The sequence below is a fragment of the Mycolicibacterium sp. P4_G11 genome (assembly GCF_056555145.1).
The window spans coordinates 1-20,340 of the sequence record NZ_JBFUJW010000010.1 but is presented as its reverse complement, the minus strand read 5'-3'; the positions used below and the strand labels follow the sequence as shown (position 1 = coordinate 20,340).

Below are 20,340 nucleotides of genomic sequence, written 5' to 3'. Positions count from 1 at the left end.
TAGGTGGCATGCACGCCATCGAAGTCGCCGAACTCGGCGGTCCGGAAGTCCTGTCCTTCGTCGAACGTCCCGAGCCCACCCCGGGTCCGGGTGAGGTCCTGATCAAGGCTGAGGCCATCGGCGTCAACTTCATCGACACGTACTTCCGCTCCGGGTTGTACCCGCGTCCGGTGCCCTACATCCCGGGCCAGGAGGTCTGCGGAACCATCGCCGCCGTCGGCGACGACGTGGCAGCGCTGGCTGTCGGTGACCGGGTGGTCACCGCCGCGGCGGACGGCACGTACTCCGAATACTGTGTCGCGCCGGCCGATTACGTGGCCTACGTGCCCGACGGCGTGGAGCCCGAAGTCGCCGCGGCGGCCCTGCTCAAGGGCATGACGGCCCACTACCTGATCAAGTCGACGTACCCCGTGCAGCAGGGCGACACGGTGCTGCTGCACGCCGGCGCCGGCGGCGTCGGGCTGATCCTGACCCAGTGGGCCACCAGCATGGCGGTGCGCGTCATCACCACGGTCTCCAACAGCGACAAGGCTGCGCTCTCGCGGCAGGCCGGCGCCATCGAGGTGCTGGACTATCCCGACGATCCCGCCGAGTTCGGCGCCAAAATCCGTGAACTCACCGACGGCAACGGCGTCGCCGCGGTGTACGACGGAGTGGGCGCCTCCACGTTCGAGGCGAGCCTGGCCAGCCTCGCGGTGCGGGGCACCCTGGCACTGTTCGGCGCCTCCAGCGGCCCGGTGCCGCCGATCGATCCACAGCGCCTGAACAGTGGCGGATCCCTGTTCCTGACCCGGCCGACGCTCGCGCATTACACCCGCAACACCGACGAGTTCTCCTGGCGGGCAGGCGAACTGCTGCAGGCCATCTCCGATGGCACCCTCAACGTGACGGTGAGCCAGCGTTACCCGCTGGCCGACGCCGCCCGCTCACATGCCGACCTGCAGGCCCGTCTGACCGTCGGTTCGGTGGTGCTGGTCCCCTAGACCGGCTGGGCCGCGGGAAACGTCCAGCTGCCGTCGAGAATCTCGGGCCGCGGGCGGTAGAGCCGGACGGTGTAGTTCCAGCCCGGGGTGATCGGCAGCAGGTTGGGACGGTCGGCGCCGCCGAACTGGATGGTGGCGCTGCCGTCGGCGTCTTTGACCGCGGTGATGTTGTTCAGCGAGTAGGCGTTCTGGTCGTTCGCCGTGAAGTAGCCGTCCTTGTTGTAGACGGTGACCGACCAGAAGCCGTCCACCGGAACGTCTTTGACGGTGAGCCGGTGCACCGTGGTGCCGTCGTTGCGCGCCGGTACGACGGTCAGGTAGAACGCGTCACGTTCGGGATTGCCGCCCCAGGCATTGGCCGACCCGATCAGGTGGCGCACCGGTTCGGTGTCGGCGACGGTGCCGAACATGCCCTTGGTGTCCGGCAGCGTGGTGGCGAGGGTGACGAGCGCGTCGCGCACCGTCTTCTGGCTCACCGCGTCCCACTGCGGCACCTCGAAGCTGCCGGGCGCGTCCTGCGCGACGGTGATGGCGTCCTGCAGTGCGTGCACGGCCGCCAGATCGGCAGCGTCGTTGGGATCGACCAACGTGCGGATCGCCGTCGCGACGTAGCGGGTACCGACGGCTTCTCGCGTCAGGGTCACCGTGGCCGGGGCGTAGGCGACCTGGGTCGTGTAGTGGTCCTCACTGATGGCCTGCAGCGACATGAAGCGGCCCGCGCTGTCGGGCAAGGTGACGGTGACGGGTCCGGCATCGAGGTCGAACACCGCCGCCGAGTAGAGCGTGTCGCGGTTCTGCCGGATGACGATCTGGTGGTCGATCGAGCTCAGTTCGCGGTGGTGAAGAACGCTACCGACGCCTCCGTCGTTCACGATGCCGGAGAAGTACAGATCCGATTCGGCGCGGGCGAAGTTGTCAGGGCTCACCAGTTGGGGCATGCCCCAAAACTAGCGGGTCCGTCAGCGGCCGAACACCATCGGCAGCGCGAGAGCCGAGTCGACCGCCAGGGCGCAGAACACCACCGCGAGATAGTTGTTCGACTGCAGGAACAGGCGCAGCGGCTTCACGGGCTCGCCGCGCTTCACGCCGGAGTACAGCTGGTGCGCCATGACCAGGAACCACACGCCGGCGACGAGCGCGACGGCCGCGTACAGCCAGCCGGTGGCGAACGCCAGGGCGAGCGTGGTGATGACGGTCGCCCAGGTGTAGATCAGGATCTGCCTGGTGACTTCGCGCTCGGTGGCGACGACGGGCAGCATCGGTACCCCGGCTGCTTCGTAGTCCTCCTTGTAGCGCATGGCCAGGGCCCAGGTGTGCGGCGGCGTCCAGAAGAAGATGATCAGGAACATCACCAGCGCCGGCCACTGAATGGTGCCGGTGACGGCAGACCAGCCGATCATCACCGGCATGCAGCCGGCCGCCCCGCCCCACACCACGTTTTGCGAGGTGCGGCGCTTCAGCAGCAGCGTGTAGACGAACACGTAGAAGGCGATGGTCGCCAGGGCCAGCAGGCCCGACAGCAGATTCGAGGTGCGCCACAGCCACAGGAACGACGTGACGGTCAGCACCAGGCCGAAGATCAGCGCGTTCCGGGTGGGTACCGTCGCCCGGGCCAGTGGCCGGCGGGCCGTGCGCTTCATCACCTTGTCGATATCGGCGTCGGCGACACAGTTCAGGGTGTTGGCACCGGCGGCTGCGAGCATGCCGCCGAACAAGGTGTTCAGGATCAACAGCGGTTTGATGGGACCTTGGCTGGCCACCCAGTCGAAGCGGTGGGCCAGCAGCATCGCCGGGATCGTGGTCACCAGCAGCAGTTCGATGACCCGCGGCTTGGTGAGGGCGATGTAGGCCAGCAACGTGTCCCGAACCCGCTTCGGCGACTTGGTGGCTGACTCGTCAGACGCCGCAGCTCCGGGACCGAAACCGTGCGCCCCGTGGACAGAACGGCGCTCGCGAATGCTCACGCAGATATCTCCTCGGATGTCACGGCCGCGCAGCCTCTACTACAGACGATGGTAGACCGGCTACCTGAGTGCTCGACACCGCAGGGTGGTTTCAGGTGAACAGAAACCCAATCGCGGACAGGCCAAAGGTGAAGCGGTCTGCACCGCACGAGCGGCGCGCACTAGGGTAGTCATGCAGCTCGCTTGCGATGTGCCGAGCCCGAGACGTCCCTCAGTAGGAGTGCGCCCGTGACCACAGTCGAAGAGATTTCCGAACTCACCCGCCCGCAGCACCCGGGCGACTGGACCGAGTTGGACTCGGCCGCCGTCGATACCGTACGAGTGCTGGCCGCGGATGCGGTTCAGAAGGTCGGAAACGGCCATCCCGGAACCGCCATGAGCCTGGCCCCGCTGGCCTACACCCTGTTCCAGCGCCAGATGCGGCACGATCCGTCGGACACCCACTGGATCGGCCGCGACCGCTTCGTCCTGTCCTGTGGGCATTCCAGCCTGACGCTGTACCTGCAGCTGTACATGGGCGGCTTCGGCCTCGAACTGGCCGACATCGAAGCCCTGCGCACCTGGGGTTCGCTGACCCCGGGCCACCCCGAGTACGGCCACACCAAGGGTGTGGAGATCACCACCGGCCCGCTGGGCCAGGGCCTGGCCTCGTCGGTCGGCATGGCGATGGCCGCCCGGTACGAGCGTGGGCTCTTCGACCCCGACGCCGCGCCGGGTGAGAGCCCGTTCGACCACTTCATCTACGTCATCGCCTCGGACGGCGACATCGAAGAGGGCGTGACCAGCGAGGCGTCGTCGCTCGCCGGCACGCAGCAGCTCGGCAACCTGATCGTGCTGTGGGACAACAACAAGATCTCCATCGAGCACGACACCAACATCGCGCTGTCCGAGGACACCTGCGCCCGGTACCGCGCCTACGGCTGGCATGTCCAGGAGGTCGACGGCGGCGAGAACGTCACCGCGATCGAAGAGGCCCTGGCGGCCGCACGTGCCGTGACCGACCGGCCGTCGTTCATCTCGGTGCGCACGATCATCGGCTACCCCGCTCCCACCAAGATGAACACCGGTGGCGTGCACGGCTCGGCGCTGGGCGCCGACGAGGTCGCGGCCACCAAGAAGGTGCTGGGCTTCGACCCGGACAAGAGCTTCGACGTCAAGCCTGAGGTCATCGCCCACACCCGCGAGCTCGTCGCCCGCGGCAAGAAGGCGCACGACGAGTGGCAGGTCTCGTTCGAGGCCTGGGCTGCCAAGGAGCCCGAGCGCAAGAAGCTGCTGGACCGGTTGTACGCCGGCGAGCTGCCCGAGGGCTGGGACGCGGACCTGACGTACTGGGAGCCGGGCAGCAAGGCCGTCGCGACCCGCGCCGCGTTCGGCAAGGTGCTCAACGACGTCGCCACCAAGCTGCCCGAATTGTGGGGCGGCTCAGCCGATCTCGCGGGCAGCAACAACACCACCATCAACGGGGTCAAGTCGTTCGGGCCGCCGTCGATCTCGACCGAGGACTACACCGCCGACTGGTACGGCCGGGTGCTGCACTTCGGCATCCGCGAGCACGCCATGGGCTCGATCCTCAACGGCATCGTGCTGCACGGCCCGACGCGTCCGTTCGCCGGCACCTTCCTGCAGTTCGCCGACTACATGCGTCCGGCGGTGCGCCTGGCCGCGCTGATGAACATCGACCCGATCTACATCTGGACCCACGACTCCATCGGCCTGGGCGAGGACGGCCCGACGCACCAGCCGATCGAGCACCTGGCGGCGCTGCGCGCGATCCCGAACCTGTCGGTGGTGCGTCCCGCCGACCCGAACGAGACCGCGTACACCTGGCGCACCATCCTGCAGCGCACCCACGGCAACAACCCGACCGGTTTCATCCTGACCCGTCAGGGGGTACCCGTTCTGGAGGGCACTACTGCTGAAGGCGCCGCCAAGGGTGGTTACGTGCTCGGCGGCGGCAACCCCGCCGACGACGCCGACGTGATCATCATCGCGACCGGCTCCGAGGTGCAGCTGGCCGTCGAGGCACAGAAGCTGTTGGCGGACAAGGACATCGTCGCCTACGTGGTGTCGATGCCGTGCCTGGAGTGGTTCGAGGCACAGCCCAAGGAGTACCGGGACGCAGTGCTGCCCCCGGACGTCTCCGCACGAGTTGCGGTCGAGGCAGGCATCGCCCAGCCTTGGCACAAGCTGGTCGGTGATACCGGCGAGATCATCTCGATCGAGCACTACGGCGCATCGGCCGACGACAAGACCCTGTTCCGGGAGTTCGGCTTCACCGCGGAAGCGGTTGTGGCCGCCGCGGAACGATCGCTCGATAACTAAGTCGACAGAAGAGAGCATTCAGATGACTCAGAACCCGAACCTCGCGGCGCTGAGCGCCGCCGGTGTCTCCGTGTGGCTCGACGACCTTTCCCGTGAGCGACTGCAGACCGGAAACCTGCAGCAGCTCATTGACACCCGCAGCGTTGTGGGTGTCACCACCAACCCGTCGATCTTCCAGGCGGCCCTCACCTCGGGCACCGCCTACGACGAGCAGGTGCGTGAACTCGCCTCGCGCGGCGCCGACGTCGACGCGGTGATCCGCAGCGCGACCACCGATGACGTCCGCAACGCCTGCGACGTGCTGGCCAAGGCTTACGAGGCCTCCGGCGGCGTCGACGGCCGGGTGTCCATCGAGGTCGACCCGCGGCTGGCGCACGACACCGACAAGACGATCCTGCAGGCCATCGAGCTGTGGAAGATCGTCGACCGGCCGAACCTGCTGATCAAGATTCCGGCGACGCTGGCGGGCCTGCCCGCCATCACCGCGGTGATCGCCGAGGGCATCTCGGTCAACGTCACCCTGATCTTCTCGGTGGAACGCCACCGCGCCGTGATGGACGCCTACCTGACGGGCCTGGAGAAGGCCCGCGAGGCCGGGCACGACCTGTCCAAGATCCATTCCGTCGCTTCGTTCTTCGTGTCCCGCGTGGACACCGAGATCGACGCCCGGCTGGAGAAGCTCGGCGGCTCGGCGCTGGGCCTGCGCGGCAAGGCCGGCGTCGCGAACGCCCGGCTCGCGTACGCGGCCTACGAGCAGGTCTTCGGCGGTCCGCAGTTCGCGAACCTCAAGGCTGAGGGTGCCCGGGTGCAGCGTCCGCTGTGGGCGTCGACCGGCGTGAAGAACCCGGACTACTCGGACACGTTGTACGTCACCGAGCTGGTGGCCGTCGACACCGTGAACACCATGCCGGAGAAGACCATGGAAGCAGTCGCCGACCACGGTCAGGTCACCGGCGACACCATCTCGGGAACAGCCGCCGCTTCGCAGGCCGTGTTCGACGAGCTGTCGGCCGTCGGCATCGACCTGGACGACGTGTTCAACCTCCTCGAAGTCGAGGGCGTGGACAAGTTCGAGAAGTCGTGGGGCGAACTGCTCGAGGCTGTGCAAGGTCAACTCGACGCCTTGCGATGAGCGCTGGCGCGACGAGCCGAGGCACACGCAATGACTGACTGCAGCGGGCGGCCGGCGGATTGGGTGAACCCCCTGCGGGACAAGCGCGACAAGCGCATGCCCCGCATCGCCGGCCCGTGCGCGGTGGTGATCTTCGGCGTCACAGGCGATCTCGCCCGTAAGAAGCTGATGCCGGCGATCTACGACCTGGCCAACCGGGGCTTGCTGCCGCCGAGCTTTGCCTTGATCGGCTTCGCCCGCCGGGATTGGGCCGATGAGGATTTCGGCAACGTCGTACACGACGCGGTCAAGCAGCATGCCCGCACCCCGTTCCGCCAGGAGGTGTGGGACCGGTTGGCCGAGGGCTTCCGGTTCGTGCAGGGCACGTTCGACGACGACGCCGCTTTCGAGCGACTGCGCGACACCTTGCGCAAGCTCGACGAGGAACGCGGCACCGGGGGCAATCACGCGTTCTACCTGTCGATTCCGCCGAACGCGTTCCCGCAGGTGTGCGAGCAGCTGTCCAAGTCGGGCCTGGCCAACAAGCCCGACGGCTGCTGGTCGCGGGTGGTCATCGAGAAACCGTTCGGCCACGATCTGGCCAGTGCCGAGGCACTCAACGGCGTCGTCAACAGTGTCTTCCCGGAGTCGTCGGTGTTCCGCATCGACCACTACCTGGGCAAGGAGACCGTCCAGAACATCTTGGCGTTGCGATTCGCCAACGAACTGTTCGAGCCGGTGTGGAACTCGCACTACGTCGACAGTGTGCAGATCACCATGGCCGAAGACATCGGGCTCGGCGGCCGCGGCGGCTACTACGACGGTGTCGGGGCGGCCCGGGACGTCATCCAGAACCATCTCTTGCAGCTGCTGGCGCTGACGGCACTCGAGGAACCGGTGAGCTTCTCCCCTGCCGAGCTGCAGGCCGAGAAGATCAAAGTGCTCTCGGCGACCCGGCTGGCCGAACCGCTCGACGAGACCACCTCGCGCGGCCAGTACGCGGCGGGCTGGCAGGGTGGCGAGAAGGTCGTCGGACTGCTGGACGAGGAAGGCTTTTCCAAAACCTCCACCACCGAGACCTTTGCGGCGATCACCGTCGAGGTGGACACCCGCCGCTGGGCCGGAGTGCCGTTCTACCTCCGCACCGGAAAGCGGTTGGGCCGCAGGGTCACCGAGATCGCACTCGTGTTCAAGCGGGCGCCGCACCTGCCGTTCGATGCCACCATGACCGACGAGCTCGGTCAGAACGCATTGGTCATTCGGGTGCAACCGGACGAAGGCATCACACTGCGGTTCGGTTCGAAGGTGCCGGGCCACCTCATGGAGGTCCGCGACGTCAGCATGGACTTCTCCTACGGCTCGGCGTTCGCGGAGGACTCTCCCGAAGCGTATGAGCGTCTGATCCTCGACGTCCTGCTCGGCGAGCCCTCACTGTTCCCGGTCAATGCCGAGGTCGAATTGTCCTGGAAAATCCTGGATCCCGCGCTGGAGCACTGGGCCGAGCAGGATAAGGCCGGGGGTAAGCCCGACGCCTATGAATCCGGCACCTGGGGCCCGGATTCGGCATTCGAGATGCTGCAGCGGTCGGGCCGCGAATGGAGGCGACCGTAGTGATTGTCGATCTGCCCGACACCAACACCGGTGCCATCAACAAGAAGATCGTCGCGCTGCGCGAAGAAGGGGGCGCCATCACCCTGGGCCGGGTGATGACGCTCGTGGTCGCCCCGGACACCGAGGTGATGCTGGAAGAGTCGATCGAGGCGGCCAACACCGCCAGCCGCGAGCACCCCTGCCGGGTTATCGTCGTCATTCCCGGCGACCGGCTCGCCACCGAGGCGCGACTGGACGCCCAGCTGCGGGTAGGACGCGATGCCGGCGCCAATGAGGTTGTGGTGCTTCGGCTTTCCGGCCCGCTGGCGGGCCACGCGAGCAGCGTCGTCACGCCGTTTCTGCTGCCCGACACCCCAGTGGTGACCTGGTGGCCCGACATTGCGCCCGCAGTGCCTGCAGCCGACCCGCTGGGCAAGCTCGCGATCCGGCGGATCACCGACGCCACCAACGGAACCGATCCGCTGAGCTGCATCAAGAGTCGCTTGGCCGGTTACACCTCCGGCGACACCGACCTCGCCTGGAGCCGAGTCACGTATTGGCGGGCCTTGCTCGCCTCAGCTCTCGACCAGGCGCCCTACGAACCCATCACCTCGGCGCTGGTGTCCGGGCTGAAAGATGAACCGGCACTGGACATCCTGGCGGGTTGGCTGGCCAGCTGCATCGACGGCCAGGTAACTCGGACGGTCGGCGACCTGAAGGTCGAGCTGGTACGGCCCAGCGAGGTCATCGCGCTGAGTCGGCCGCAGAAGGGCGTCACCGCCAAGCTCACCCGCACCGGCCGGCCCGATGCCCGGATTCCCTTGGCACGCCGAGAAGCCCGCGATTGCCTCGCCGAAGAGATGCGGCGGCTGGACGCCGACGACATCTACCACCGCGCCCTGCAGGGCCTGGACAAGGTCGTTTATGTCTGAGCAGATCATCGAAAAGTACTCCGACGCAGACGCTTTGGTGACTGCAGTGGGCGACCGCCTCGTGGCGGCCATCAACGGCGCCATCGAGGCCCGCGGCGTGGCCTACATCGTGCTGACCGGCGGCGGTACCGGCATCAAGCTGCTCAAGCATGTCGGCGGACATCCGATCGACTGGGCCAAAGTGCACCTGTTCTGGGGCGACGACCGCTACGTCCCGGCCGACGATGCTGACCGGAACATCAAACAGGCCCGGGAAGCGCTGCTGGATTCCATTGCCATTCCGGCCGACAACGTGCACGCGATGGCCGCAAGCGATGGCAAATTCGGTGACGACATCGACGCCGCGGCTGCCGCCTACGCAGGTGAGCTGGCCGTCGTGTCCGGAAACGGCGCGTCCACACCAGAATTCGACGTGCACCTGATGGGCATGGGCGGCGAGGGTCACGTCAACTCGCTGTTCCCGCACAGCGACGCGGTCCGCGAGACCGCGCGGTACGTCGTCGCCGTCACCGACTCCCCCAAGCCGCCGCCGCGACGGATCACGCTGACCCTGCCCGCTGTCCGTCGCTCCCGTCAGGTGTGGCTGGTCGTGGCCGGCGCCGAGAAGGCCGACGCGGTGGCAGCCGCGGTCGGAGGCGCTGCGGCAGATGACATTCCAGCGGCCGGCGCAATCGGCACCGAGGCAACCGTGTGGTTGCTCGACGCGGCCGCGGCGGCGAAACTGTAGCCATGGTCGACAAAGGCGATGGCCGGACCCGTCCGGTCGGCGGCCGCATCCGGACGCTCACGCAGGCGGCACTGAACGCCGACGTCACGGTCTCGCAGGTCGATGCGCTGCTGGTCGACATGGAAGGCACGCTGGCCACCCTCAGCGGGCTGACCGACAATCTCGACACGACGATGTCGCGGTTCAACGAGACCATCACCCAGATCGACGAACTCGCGCCCCGCATTTTTGGAGTCGTCGATCGGATGGAGGCGATCGTGACGCGCGTCGAGGCCATCGTCGGCGTCGCCGAGACGGTGCTGTCGCCCATCGCGGTCACCGAGAGTGCCGTGCGTGGCGTGCTGAAGTCCGTTCGCGGTTGGGCGCCGTAGCGCGCCTGCCGCCTACCCACGACAGTCCTCGGGCACAGACCAACGGCGTCCCAAGGCGCAGTTGGGCCACGATTTCCACCGCCATCCGTGCACCGCCCAAAAAACTCTGGTCACTTTGTTTTCGCTGGTCACAGTAGGTAACTAGCGTCACATTTCCCACGATTTCTTGTCAGTACTTCGAACTATTGTTCGAATATGGCCACCGACCGCGCCACCATCTTCGCCGCGCACGCGGCGCTGGAGAATGCGATCACCGAGATCAACGAGTTCGACTACAGCGGCCTATCAGTCGCTGACCAACTCGAGCTGCTCTCACGCCGGGAAGTGCTGGCCCGTCGTATGCCGGTCGCCGACCACGCCCTCCTGGCGGGCCTGCACACGCAAACCTCCCCGCGCGAGGTCGGCGCCAAGAGCTGGGCCGACGTGCTGACCATCCGCCTGCACATCTCCGCGAAGGACGCCCGGCGACGGGTCCGCGACATGGCCGACCTGGGCCCGCGCACCACCATCACCGGCGAGGCGCTGGCACCGGCACACGAACACATCGCCGCAGCCCAAGCTGCCGGCGCCATCGGCACCGAACACATCGCGGTCATGAACACGTTCTTCGAGAACCTGCCCGACTGGGTGGACACCACCACCAGCAGCCAGTGCGAAGCAACCCTGATCACCAACGCCGCCGCAGGCCAAACTCCCGAAGAACTCAAAGCCGCCGCCGATCTGCAGCTGTACCTGCTCGACCAGGACGGCCCATTACCCGATGACGCCGAACGGGCCCGCAAACGCGCTTTCCGCATCAGTAGGCAGCAACCCGACGGAATGTCCAAAGTGGAAGGCTGGCTCGACCCCGAAGCGCGCGCCACCCTCGAAGCAGTCCAGGCCAAACTCGGCGCCCCCGGCATGTGCAACCCCGCCGACCCCACACCGTGCCAGTCCGGTACGCCTACCCAGGCCCAGATCGACAACGACACCCGCAGCGCCGACCAACGCAACCACGACGCCCTCGCCGCCATGGGCCGCATCGCCCTCGGAACCAACCTCGGCGATCACAACGGTCTCCCCGTCACCGTCGTGGTCACCACCACCCTGCAAGAACTCGAACGCGGCGCCGGCCTGGCCCTCACCCACACCGGCTCCAAGCTCCCGATCCCCGACCTGATCCGGATGGCCGCCCGCGGAGCCCACCCCTACCTGCTGGTGTGCGACAAGCACACCAACGTCCCCCTCTACCTGGGCCGCGCCCGACGCACCGCATCATTGGGACAGCGACTGGCCTTGTTCGGCCGCGATCACGGCTGCACCCGCCCCAACTGCACCGCCCCCGCCTCGCGCTCCCAGGCCCACCACGTGAATACCGACTGGTGCGCAGGCGGACCCACCGACATCACCAATCTCGCCCTGGCGTGCGGCTGCGACAACCGCCTCGCCGACACCGGCGGCTGGACCACCACCATGAAAAACGGCCGCGCCCACTGGACCCCACCACCGCTGCTCGACGTCGACCAACCCCGCACCAACCAATACTGGCACCCGCAGCTCTACCCCGCCGAAGGTGAGGGCGACGGCGAAAGTGACAGTCCCACAAATTGATTGGGCGCTACACAGCGCCCCACCGTTGCCGAGCGCCCGGTCGGCCGATGAACTGCGCGGCAGACAAATACCGCGTGGCGCGCCGCGAACCGCACCTCGCCCCCACGCCTGCTACCGCATCACCGAAGAGGCTGGTCAGCTACTCGCGACAACGTAGGTCAATGCTGTAGTTCTACACTGTTGACAGCAGTGAAAATGGGGCGTGTACTGGACTTCTAGCAGTATCTGAGGTGCCACCATGATCGTCATCATTGGACTCGTCGTACTGCTCGTGGCGGTGATCGCAGGATTCGCCGGTGTGCTCACCAACGCCGGGGCCGCCCATCCGCTGACCGACAACTTCTCGCTCCTGGGCTATCACGTCACCGGGTCGACCGGCGCGGTGTTCCTGGCCGGGATCGTGGTCGGCGCAGTAGCGATGCTGGGTCTTGCCGTGTTGCTGGCAGGCGCGCGGCGTACCGCGGGACGCGGGCGAGATGCCCGACACCAGCTCAAGGATTCCCAACGTGAAACCGCGTTGCTCAACCAGGAGCGCGACCAACGACTCGAGCATCAGCAGGCCGACACCACCACCGGATCACCGGTGAAGCGACAGCAAACTACGTTGGGGCACAGCAGGTTTGCCTTGCTCCAGCGGTGGACGCGCGGTCCGCGACCTGCGGGCACCGCGCATGCCGACAAGCCGCGGTAACACCCGCCTGCGATCACCAGCGTCAGCCGCAGTCGCGGCGTAACCAAAAGAAGGAAGGCGACAGCCAATGAGCATCACCAGAACACTGGCCAACAAGGCCGAGGCCGTCAAAGGCGCCTTGAAGAAGTTCATCGGCCAGAGCACCGGCAACACCCGGTTGCGCACCGAAGGCCGAGTCGATCAGTTCAAAGGCAACGCCAAACAGGCCGGCTCCCACATCAAAAACGCTTTCAAACCCTAGCCGGCCATCCCCCAACCACATCGGCATCGAAACGAGGTAGACGCCATGATCGTCGTCGGAATCGTCCTCATCATCGCTGGACTGCTGCTCAACACCAACCTGCCCCTGGTACCCATCGGGGTCGTCCTTCTCGTCATCGGCTTGGTACTGATGGCCATGGGACGGATGGGACGCCCCGCCTTCGGCCGCCGCCACTACTACTAGCACTGGCCGGCAACACATCTCGCCGATGGTGATTCACCGCGGCGTGGACACGGCGCGACCACTTACCACTGCCAGGTGACGCAACTCCCCGCAGCTGCCCGGCCGAACGTCAGAGGAGAAACATCATGCGATATGCAGGGCTATTGGTAGTCGTATGGCTGGTCATCGGCGCCTTCGCCACTGGCCAACGCGGCTACTTCACCCACGCCGAGCAGAACTGTGCCAGCGTGGGGACCATCGCGGTCACCGTGATCGCAGGACCACTCAACTACCTGGGTGTCAATCCGAAGGTGACGGACTGTGTTGTGCCCCAACCTAGCTCGTGAAACCCATCGCTCAAATCCGATCGATCTGAAGCTCGGTACCCTACTCAACCACCCCAAGAAGCCAGCATGATCATCAGCACCCAGGCGTTGATCGTCGTCGTCGCGATCGCAGCCATCGTCTTACTCATCGCCCTCGGGGCGATGTTGATGAAAAAGAGCGTTCTCCTGCTCGTCAAAGGCCGGGCAAGCCGGCCGGCGCGCGCCGCCCACCACGGCTCGACGCCGTTCGTCTAACGGCGGGCCAAAATCGCCGCTACCCGCTGTTGCGCAGCGCGGTGGCCAACCCGCTCATGGTCAGGAGGATGCCGCGTTGCACGAGTTCGTCTTCGTCGCCTGACCGGTAGCGGCGCAGCAGCTCGACCTGGAGGTGGTTCAGCGGCTCCAGGTAGGGGAACCGGTTGAACACCGACCGCGCCAGGGCCGGGTTGTCGGCGAGCAGGTCATCCTGCCCGGTGATCAGGGCGTGCATCCGGATGGTGCGCTCGTGTTCGGCAGCGATCTTGTCGAACACCCGATGGCGCAGCGCCTCGTCGTCCACGAGCTCCGAATACCGCGCTGCCAGGCCGAGATCCGACTTGGCCAGCACCTGCGCCATGTTGGACAGCACGGTCCGGAAGAACGGCCACTTCGCATACAGGTCCTGCAGCACCGCGAGGCCGCTGTCGGTGCTTTCGATGAATTCCTCGAAGGCCGTCCCGGTGCCGTACCAACCGGGCAGCATGACCCGCGACTGGCTCCAGGCCAGCACCCACGGGATGGCCCGCAGATCGGCGATCGACGTGGTCGGCTTGCGCGACGTCGGGCGACTCCCGATGTTGAGCGCACCGATCTCGCTCACGGGCGTCGACGCCTTGAAGTACTCGACGAATCCCGGTGTGTTGTGGACCAATTCACTGTAGGCCCGCTGGGCCCGCGCGGCGAGGTCGTCCAGCACGTCGTAAGCAGGTGCTGCCGCGTCCCCGAGCCCTTCGACGTCGAGCAGCGTCGACTCCAGAGTCGCGGCCAGCAGGGTCTCCAGATTGCGATGTGCGGCATGCGGTTCGGCGTATTTGGCGGCGATGACCTCGCCCTGCTCGGTGATCCGCAACGAGCCCCTGACCGCACCGGGCGGCTGCGCGAGAATCGCGTCATAGCTCGGGCCACCGCCGCGGCCGACGGTGCCGCCGCGACCGTGGAACAGCCGCAGCCGAATACCGGTCTTGCGGGCCGATTCCACGAGATCGAGCTCGGCCCGGTACAGCGCCCAGTTGGCCGCCAGGTAGCCGCCGTCCTTGTTCGAATCCGAGTAGCCCAGCATCACCTCCTGGTGGTCGCCGCGGACGGTGACGATCGAGCGGTACAGCGGAATAGCAAGGGCCGCTTCCAGAATCGACGATCCGCGTTGCAGGTCGTCGATGGTCTCGAACAGCGGCACGATGCCCACCGGGCTGTACGGTTCGGGCCCGGCCGCGTCCAGCAGGCCTGCTTCTTTGAGCAGCACCGCAGCTTCCAAGAGGTCGGACACCGACTGGCACATCGAGATGATGTAGTTGGGAACGGCCGGCGGCCCGAAGACCTCGACCGCCCGGGCTGCCGCGGCGACGATGTCCAGTTCCTTGCGCGCCAGCTCTGACAGCTCGGCGTCCCGGCTCACCAACGGCCGGCGGGTGGACAGTTCGGTGACCAGAACGGCGACGCGTTCGTCCTCCGGCAGCGATGCGTAGTCGGGATGCACGCCGGCCCACGCCAGCAGCTCGGCAACCACCTGCTCGTGTACTTCGGAGTTCTGCCGCAGATCCAGGCCACACAGGTGAAAACCGAAGACTCGCACAGACTCTCGCAACCGGGCCAGCCGGTCGTCGGCCAGCACACTGGTGCCGCCGGCGCGCAGCGAGGCGTCGATGACATCCAGGTCGGCCAGCAACTCGGCAGGCGAGGTGTATTGCGGCAGCCCGAGGTCCAGCTCGTGTTCGGGTTGGCGGTCGAGGACCTCGGCGGCGGTGGCCGTCAGGCGTCCGCGGATCACGTGCAGCGCCTGACGGTACGGTTCGTCGGCGTGGGCCGGTTCGGGATGCTGGTCGGCCAGCGCCTGCAGCGCATCGCTGACGCGGACCAGCCGCGCCGACATGGACAGTTCGTGTTCCAGCGCAAGGAGTTCGGCGAAGTAACGGTCGAACGCGGTGTAGGCCGCGCTACCGGTGGCCAGTCGCACCACGTCGGCGGTGACGTTGGGGTTGCCGTCGCGGTCACCGCCGATCCACGAACCGGGCCGCAGGATCGGTGTCTCCAGCAGTTGGGCATCCGGCCAGCGCGCCTGCAGCGCGGTCCGCACGTCCGCGTTCACCTGCGGGATGACATCGAAGAACGCGGCGGGGTAATAGCGCAGACCGGTGGCGATCTCGTCTTGAATCTTCAACCGCGACAAGCGGATCAGCGCGGTCTGCCACAGGGTGAGGATGTGCCGGCGCAACTCGGTCTCGATGTCGCGGTCGTCGCGCGTCAGGGTGTGTCCGTGCAGCCGCAGCCGCATCAGGTCGGTGATCCGGTTCTGGGTGTCGAAGATGGTGCGACGCCGGGTTTCGGTGGGGTGAGCGGTGATCACCGGCGAGACCAGGGCGCCAAGGAGCGCGTCAGCGACGGCCGCCGAGTCCAATCCGCCGGCCTGATCCAGCTTGCGGTACGTCGCGGCCAAGCTGCTGTCCTGCGGCGGCTCACCCGCCGCCACGTGCACGGCGCGCCGCCGTTCGCGGTGGATGTCCTCGGCGACGTTGGCCAGCAGCGCGAAGTGGGTGAACGCCCGGATCACCGGTATCGCCTGATGAATGTCGATGCCGGAGAACAGCGCTGCCAGCTCCGCCCGGTCGATCTCCGAGCGCCGCACCCGGAACGATTCCACTCGCGCCCGTTCCACCAAGTCAAAGACGGCGTCGCCGTTCTGTTCGCGCACGGTGTCGCCGAGGATGGCGCCGAGCAGCCGGATGTCCTCGCGCATCGGTTCGGTGGCCTCACGGCCGAGTTCGGTGCGCTGAACCGATCCGATCGGCAGCAGCGCGGTGTCGGGGACGTTCGGAAGCTCTGCCATCACCTCAGTATCGACGGTGGACGCCGGTACTGCAGGGCACGGCAGCCTGGTTCACTGCGAACCAACCGGGACGATCGGGGTTGACGACGTCGTCGATGGATTCGTCGTCGACGGCGGCGCCGATGGTTTCTGCCCGTCCGGCAACACAATCGGGGACGCCGCGCTATCGCGGTTGTCGCCGCCACCCCCGCCGCTGCTGTCTGAATCCACGTTGGGCGGCCAATCCACCGCGGTCGGCGGCCAGGCCTTGGCCGACGAGCTGCCGCCGCCTGGTGGCGCGCAACCCGATCCGGCGCCGAAGTCACCCGCGCCGGTGCAGTCCGCGCTTGCCTGCGGCGGAGAAATCGTGAGCCAAACAGACACCGCCCAGGCCACGACGCCGACCGCCGAGAGCCATCGGCGTCCGGATATGACAGGCATTCGCACGGCGCTCATAGCTGCAGGATGTCCCCGTACGCGTTGACGCTGTCGTCGTTCTTGTCGGTGTCGATGGTCACCGTGGAGAAGAACCGGATGGCCACTGCTCCGCCGCAGGCGTCGACCTTGACGTGTGCGTCGTGGACGGTGATGCCACCGGTGCGGCCCTTCAGCGTCTTCTTCCCCAGCACCACGTTGGTGATGGTGCCCGGCAACAGGTTCACCGAGACGTTGCCCTCCAGATCGGCGTACGGACCGATGGCATTCAGCACGTTCCCGCTGAATCCGGGGTTGACGCCGATGTCGGCATCGCCTCCGACGCTGGCGCCCTCGCTGAGGTCGACCTGGCAGCCCAGCTGCAAGCCCACGATCAACGTCCCGTTGTTGACCGCCGACGAGCCACTCCCGTCGATGGTGGCCTCGGCCCGGCCGGTGACGAACCCCTCGCGGGTGAAGGCCGTAGCAGCCATGTTGGGCACCGAGTTGACGGCCATCTGGGTGAGCGAAACCCCAAGGCGCCAACCGTCTTCGGTGTTGATGGCCTGCCGGACGTCGGCGACCGGTAGCGGATCGGCTCGCGCCACCCCGCCGGCCAGGCCACCGGTTATCGAGAGCAGCGCCATCGCACCCGCGCCGATACGCACACGTTTCACCACAGACTCCGCCCGACGTAAGCGACCACTGTCCCGGCGACGCCGCCAGGTATCGAGGCGAGCGTAGGAGCCGGCGCTAAGCGCGCCCTGTCATCGGCATAAGTGCCAGCCCAGCACCGGCTGGACGCTTCCTGTCAGTGGCAGCGGCACAAACAAAACCGGCCACGCCTGACAGGCGTGGCCGGTTCGGAAAATCTGAAAATTAGGCGCCGTACTTGATCTGCAGCGCGATGCCGACGATCGACACCAGCCAGATCCCGGTGATGAAGTACGTCAGGCGGTCCAGGTTCTTCTCCACGACGGTGGAGCCGGACAGGCTGGACTGCACGCCGCCGCCGAACAGCGTCGACAGACCGCCACCCTTGGCCCGGTGGAGCAACACCAGCAACACCACCAACAGGCTGGTGATGATCAACGTGATCTGCAGGGCCAAAATCATGACTCACAGCTTACCGGGTAGGGCCCCGTGCCCCTGCCGCGGACCACCGTCGGGCCGTCATCATGGCCACGACCGCGTTGCTGGATTTGCCAGAAAATTCACAGTTTCGGCGATACGGGCGGCGGTGGCGGCGCACTATGAACAGATCAGCATCCACTACTCGGCCCCTTTGGAGGCCAACATGTCCGTCCTCAAATTTGCTTCAGCAGCTTTGCTGGCTGCCGCATTGGCGGTCACCACAGCACCGGTCTCGATCGCCGCACCCAGCGATGACACGTGGGACATCGAGGCGTACGACAACTGCATGAAAAAGACCGTCCGGAACGCCGACCTGTGCTGCATAGAGTCAGGAGGCATCCCCGGCATGGACCCCGAGACCGGCTGCCACGCGCCACCTGCCAAGGCAGCTGACGCACCGCTGACGACCACGACGACGAGGCCGCTACCCGGAGGAATCAACAGGGGCAACCTGCCGACCATGGTGTTGGAGCCGGCCAACTAGGGCCGGCCCCCTCACCGCTGAATCACGGCAGCGGCCCACCCGCGGCGATCGCCGACAGCATCGCGAACTGCTCGCCGTCGAGCGACGCACCGCCGACCAGCGCACCGTCGATGTCCGGCTTCGCAACCAGTTCACCGACGTTCTTGGCGTTGACCGAGCCGCCGTAGAGCACGCGCACGGTCGCGGCGATCTCGGGCGACGCGAGTTCGGCCAGGGTCGAGCGGATGGCCGCACACACCTCCTGGGCATCCCCGGCACTGGCCACCCGGCCGGTGCCGATGGCCCAGACGGGTTCGTAGGCGATCACGACCTGGCTGATCTGCTCGGCGGAGAGCCCGGCCAGCGAGCCTGTGAGCTGGCCGGTGCAGTGCTCGACGTGGTTGCCGGCCTCGCGGATGTCCAGCCCCTCGCCGATACACACGATCGGGGTGAGGCCGTGCTTGAGCGCGGCCTTCGCCTTGGCGGCCACGAGGGCGTCGTCCTCGTGATGATAGGTCCGGCGCTCGGAGTGCCCGACGACGACGAACGTGCAGCCCAGCTTGGCCAGGAACGCGCCGCTCACCTCACCGGTGTAGGCGCCGGAGTCGTGCTGGGACACGTCCTGGGCGCCGTAGGTGAGCAGGAGCTTGTCGCCGTCGACCATCGTCTGCACGCTGCGCAGGTCGGTGAACGGCGGCAGGACGGTGACGTCGACCTTGGCGAAGTACTTGTCCGGCAAGGCGAATGCGATCTTCTGCACCAGTCCGATGGCCTCGAAATGGTTGAGGTTCATCTTCCAGTTGCCGGCGATGAGCGGCTTGCGTGCCATGTCCTACGACTCCAGTACTTCGATGCCCGGGAGCGTCTTGCCCTCGAGGTACTCCAGCGACGCGCCGCCACCGGTCGAGATGTGGGAGAAGCCGTCCTCCGCGAGTTCGAGCTGACGCACCGCGGCCGCAGAGTCGCCGCCACCGACGACGCTGAACGCGCCCTTGGACGTGGCGGTGATGATGGCCTCGGCGACGCCCTTGGTGCCGTCGGCGAAGGCCGGGAATTCGAAGACGCCCATCGGGCCATTCCAAAACACGGTCTTGGCGTTCGACAGCAGCGCGGTGAAGCGCTTGACCGACTCCGGGCCGATGTCCAGGCCCATCTTGCCGTCGGGGATGCGGTCGGAGGCCACGGTCTCCGGTTCGGCATCGGCGGCGAACTTGTCCGCCACGACGATGTCGACGGGGAGGTGGATGACGTCGGCGTAGGTGTCCAGCAGTCGCTTACAGGTGTCGATCATCTCCTCCTGCAGCAGCGAGGTACCGACCGAAAGCCCTTGGGCCGCAAGGAAGGTGAAGCACATGCCGCCGCCGATGACAATGCTGTCGGCCTTGGTGGCGAGGTTCTCGATGACCGCGAGTTTGTCGGAGACCTTCGAGCCACCGAGCACGACGGCATACGGCCGCTCGGTCGAGCTGGTCAGCTGCTCGAGCACCTTGACCTCGGTGGCCACCAGCGTGCCCGCGTAGTGCGGCAGGATGCCGGCGACGTCGTACACCGATGCCTGCTTGCGGTGCACCACCCCGAAGCCGTCGGAGACGAACGCACCCGGCGAGCCATCGGGGCCCTCCACCAGAGCCGCCAGCTCGCGGGCCAGGGCCGCGCGCTCGGCGTCGTCCTTGCTGGTCTCACGCGGGTCGAAGCGGATGTTCTCCAGCAGCAGCACATCACCGTCGGTCAGGCCCTCGGCGCGGGCGAGCGCATCGGTGCCGACGACGTCACCGGCGAGCTGGACGTGCCGGCCCAGCTTCTCCCCCAGCGCCGCGGCGACCGGCGCGAGTGAGAACTTGGGGTCCGGTCCGCCCTTGGGCCGGCCCAGGTGTGCGGTGATGACGACCTTGGCGCCGGCGTCGGCCAGCGCGGCCAGCGTCGGCACGGAGGCGATGATCCGGCCGGCATCGGTGATGTTGCCGTCATCGTCGAGCGGGACGTTGAGGTCGGAACGGACCAGAACGCCCCGCCCCTCTACACCTTCGCCCAACAGCTCATCGAGGGTCTTGATGCTCATACCTGTCTTTCTGTTGCTTCACTTGCGATCTACAGCGATTTGCCGACCAGTGCGGTCAGGTCGGCGATGCGGTTGGAGTAGCCCCATTCGTTGTCGTACCACGAGACGACCTTGGCTTGGTTGTCGATGACCTTGGTCAGTCCGGCGTCGAACAGTGAACTGTGCGGGTCGGTGACGA

General features: G+C 66.8%; 22 protein-coding genes and 1 pseudogene. 14 read left to right on the top strand and 9 right to left on the bottom strand.

Annotation, left to right across the window (positions count from 1 at the left end; genetic code table 11):
* Window positions 1–8: 8 nt before the first annotated feature.
* Window positions 9–983, top strand: coding sequence for a quinone oxidoreductase family protein (locus tag AC1U2B_RS21305; protein ID WP_043987402.1), 975 nt, complete (start codon window positions 9–11; stop codon window positions 981–983).
* On the opposite strand, the gene AC1U2B_RS21300 is transcribed toward AC1U2B_RS21305, so the two are convergent.
* Both AC1U2B_RS21300 and AC1U2B_RS21295 read right to left on the bottom strand, forming a co-directional pair.
* Complete coding sequence (locus AC1U2B_RS21300) at window positions 980–1,909, bottom strand: DUF1214 domain-containing protein (protein WP_480218594.1); 930 nt, start codon at window positions 1,907–1,909, stop codon at window positions 980–982. The two genes, AC1U2B_RS21305 and AC1U2B_RS21300, sit on opposite strands and share 4 nt — an antisense overlap.
* 33 nt (window positions 1,910–1,942) lie before the next feature.
* The gene (locus AC1U2B_RS21295) at window positions 1,943–2,947 is read right to left on the bottom strand and encodes a heme o synthase (RefSeq protein WP_480218352.1); all 1,005 of its coding nucleotides are present in this window, start codon (window positions 2,945–2,947) and stop codon (window positions 1,943–1,945) included.
* 228 nt (window positions 2,948–3,175) lie between these two features.
* On the opposite strand from AC1U2B_RS21295, the gene tkt reads away from it, so the two are divergent.
* From tkt to AC1U2B_RS21235, 12 genes are all read left to right on the top strand, one after another.
* Complete coding sequence (gene tkt, locus AC1U2B_RS21290) at window positions 3,176–5,269, top strand: transketolase (RefSeq protein WP_480218351.1); 2,094 nt, start codon at window positions 3,176–3,178, stop codon at window positions 5,267–5,269.
* A gap of 22 nt (window positions 5,270–5,291) precedes the next feature.
* Window positions 5,292–6,401 (top strand): transaldolase, encoded by a 1,110-nt coding sequence (gene tal, locus AC1U2B_RS21285; RefSeq protein ID WP_260938953.1) that lies wholly within the window; start codon window positions 5,292–5,294, stop codon window positions 6,399–6,401.
* Between the two features lie 30 nt (window positions 6,402–6,431).
* Entirely contained in the window at window positions 6,432–7,991 is a 1,560-nt protein-coding gene (zwf, locus tag AC1U2B_RS21280) for a glucose-6-phosphate dehydrogenase (RefSeq protein ID WP_480218350.1), read from the top strand.
* The gene (gene opcA / locus AC1U2B_RS21275; RefSeq protein WP_480218349.1) at window positions 7,991–8,902 is read left to right on the top strand and encodes a glucose-6-phosphate dehydrogenase assembly protein OpcA; all 912 of its coding nucleotides are present in this window, start codon (window positions 7,991–7,993) and stop codon (window positions 8,900–8,902) included. Before zwf ends, opcA begins: the two co-directional genes overlap by 1 nt.
* A complete protein-coding gene (gene pgl / locus AC1U2B_RS21270; protein ID WP_480218348.1) occupies window positions 8,895–9,629 on the top strand; it encodes a 6-phosphogluconolactonase in 735 nt (244 codons plus the stop codon). Before opcA ends, pgl begins: the two co-directional genes overlap by 8 nt.
* A gap of 2 nt (window positions 9,630–9,631) precedes the next feature.
* Window positions 9,632–10,000: a hypothetical protein gene (locus AC1U2B_RS21265; protein ID WP_043987396.1), complete on the top strand. Its 369-nt coding sequence runs from the start codon at window positions 9,632–9,634 to the stop codon at window positions 9,998–10,000.
* A 195-nt stretch (window positions 10,001–10,195) separates the two neighbouring features.
* The gene (locus AC1U2B_RS21260) at window positions 10,196–11,590 is read left to right on the top strand and encodes an HNH endonuclease signature motif containing protein (RefSeq protein ID WP_480218347.1); all 1,395 of its coding nucleotides are present in this window, start codon (window positions 10,196–10,198) and stop codon (window positions 11,588–11,590) included.
* A gap of 238 nt (window positions 11,591–11,828) precedes the next feature.
* Window positions 11,829–12,281 carry a hypothetical protein gene (locus tag AC1U2B_RS21255; RefSeq protein ID WP_480218346.1) on the top strand — a complete coding sequence of 151 codons (453 nt, stop codon included), beginning with the start codon at window positions 11,829–11,831 and terminating at the stop codon, window positions 12,279–12,281.
* Between the two features lie 67 nt (window positions 12,282–12,348).
* Window positions 12,349–12,522, top strand: coding sequence for a CsbD family protein (locus tag AC1U2B_RS21250; protein WP_480218345.1), 174 nt, complete (start codon window positions 12,349–12,351; stop codon window positions 12,520–12,522).
* 45 nt (window positions 12,523–12,567) lie between these two features.
* Window positions 12,568–12,726 carry a DUF6131 family protein gene (locus AC1U2B_RS21245; protein WP_204354787.1) on the top strand — a complete coding sequence of 53 codons (159 nt, stop codon included), beginning with the start codon at window positions 12,568–12,570 and terminating at the stop codon, window positions 12,724–12,726.
* A 125-nt stretch (window positions 12,727–12,851) separates the two neighbouring features.
* Window positions 12,852–13,052: a hypothetical protein gene (locus AC1U2B_RS21240; protein ID WP_480218344.1), complete on the top strand. Its 201-nt coding sequence runs from the start codon at window positions 12,852–12,854 to the stop codon at window positions 13,050–13,052.
* Window positions 13,053–13,118: 66 nt separating this feature from the next.
* The gene (locus AC1U2B_RS21235; RefSeq protein WP_020100593.1) at window positions 13,119–13,286 is read left to right on the top strand and encodes a hypothetical protein; all 168 of its coding nucleotides are present in this window, start codon (window positions 13,119–13,121) and stop codon (window positions 13,284–13,286) included.
* Between the two features lie 19 nt (window positions 13,287–13,305).
* Here the strand turns inward: AC1U2B_RS21235 and ppc are convergent, their stop codons facing one another.
* The 4 genes from ppc to secG all read right to left on the bottom strand — a co-directional run bounded on the left by ppc (window position 13,306) and on the right by secG (window position 17,622).
* Entirely contained in the window at window positions 13,306–16,113 is a 2,808-nt protein-coding gene (ppc, locus tag AC1U2B_RS21230; protein ID WP_480218343.1) for a phosphoenolpyruvate carboxylase, read from the bottom strand.
* 51 nt (window positions 16,114–16,164) lie between these two features.
* On the bottom strand, window positions 16,165–16,548 hold the full coding sequence (locus AC1U2B_RS21225; protein WP_480218342.1) for a hypothetical protein: 384 nt from the start codon (window positions 16,546–16,548) through the stop codon (window positions 16,165–16,167).
* Entirely contained in the window at window positions 16,545–17,153 is a 609-nt protein-coding gene (locus AC1U2B_RS21220) for an MspA family porin (RefSeq protein ID WP_480218593.1), read from the bottom strand. The genes AC1U2B_RS21225 and AC1U2B_RS21220 overlap by 4 nt, the downstream gene beginning before the upstream one ends.
* Before the next feature lie 232 nt (window positions 17,154–17,385).
* On the bottom strand, window positions 17,386–17,622 hold the full coding sequence (gene secG, locus AC1U2B_RS21215) for a preprotein translocase subunit SecG (protein ID WP_133764757.1): 237 nt from the start codon (window positions 17,620–17,622) through the stop codon (window positions 17,386–17,388).
* Window positions 17,623–17,803: 181 nt separating this feature from the next.
* On the opposite strand from secG, the gene AC1U2B_RS21210 reads away from it, so the two are divergent.
* On the top strand, window positions 17,804–18,124 hold the full coding sequence (locus AC1U2B_RS21210; RefSeq protein ID WP_480218341.1) for a hypothetical protein: 321 nt from the start codon (window positions 17,804–17,806) through the stop codon (window positions 18,122–18,124).
* 22 nt (window positions 18,125–18,146) lie between these two features.
* Here the strand turns inward: AC1U2B_RS21210 and tpiA are convergent, their stop codons facing one another.
* The 3 genes and pseudogenes from tpiA to AC1U2B_RS21195 form a co-directional block, all read right to left on the bottom strand.
* Window positions 18,147–18,932, bottom strand: coding sequence for a triose-phosphate isomerase (tpiA, locus tag AC1U2B_RS21205; RefSeq protein WP_043988146.1), 786 nt, complete (start codon window positions 18,930–18,932; stop codon window positions 18,147–18,149).
* A 3-nt stretch (window positions 18,933–18,935) separates the two neighbouring features.
* Window positions 18,936–20,162, bottom strand: coding sequence for a phosphoglycerate kinase (locus AC1U2B_RS21200; RefSeq protein WP_043396471.1), 1,227 nt, complete (start codon window positions 20,160–20,162; stop codon window positions 18,936–18,938).
* A 29-nt stretch (window positions 20,163–20,191) separates the two neighbouring features.
* Window positions 20,192–20,340 (bottom strand): annotated as a pseudogene (locus AC1U2B_RS21195) (type I glyceraldehyde-3-phosphate dehydrogenase); the annotation flags it as partial.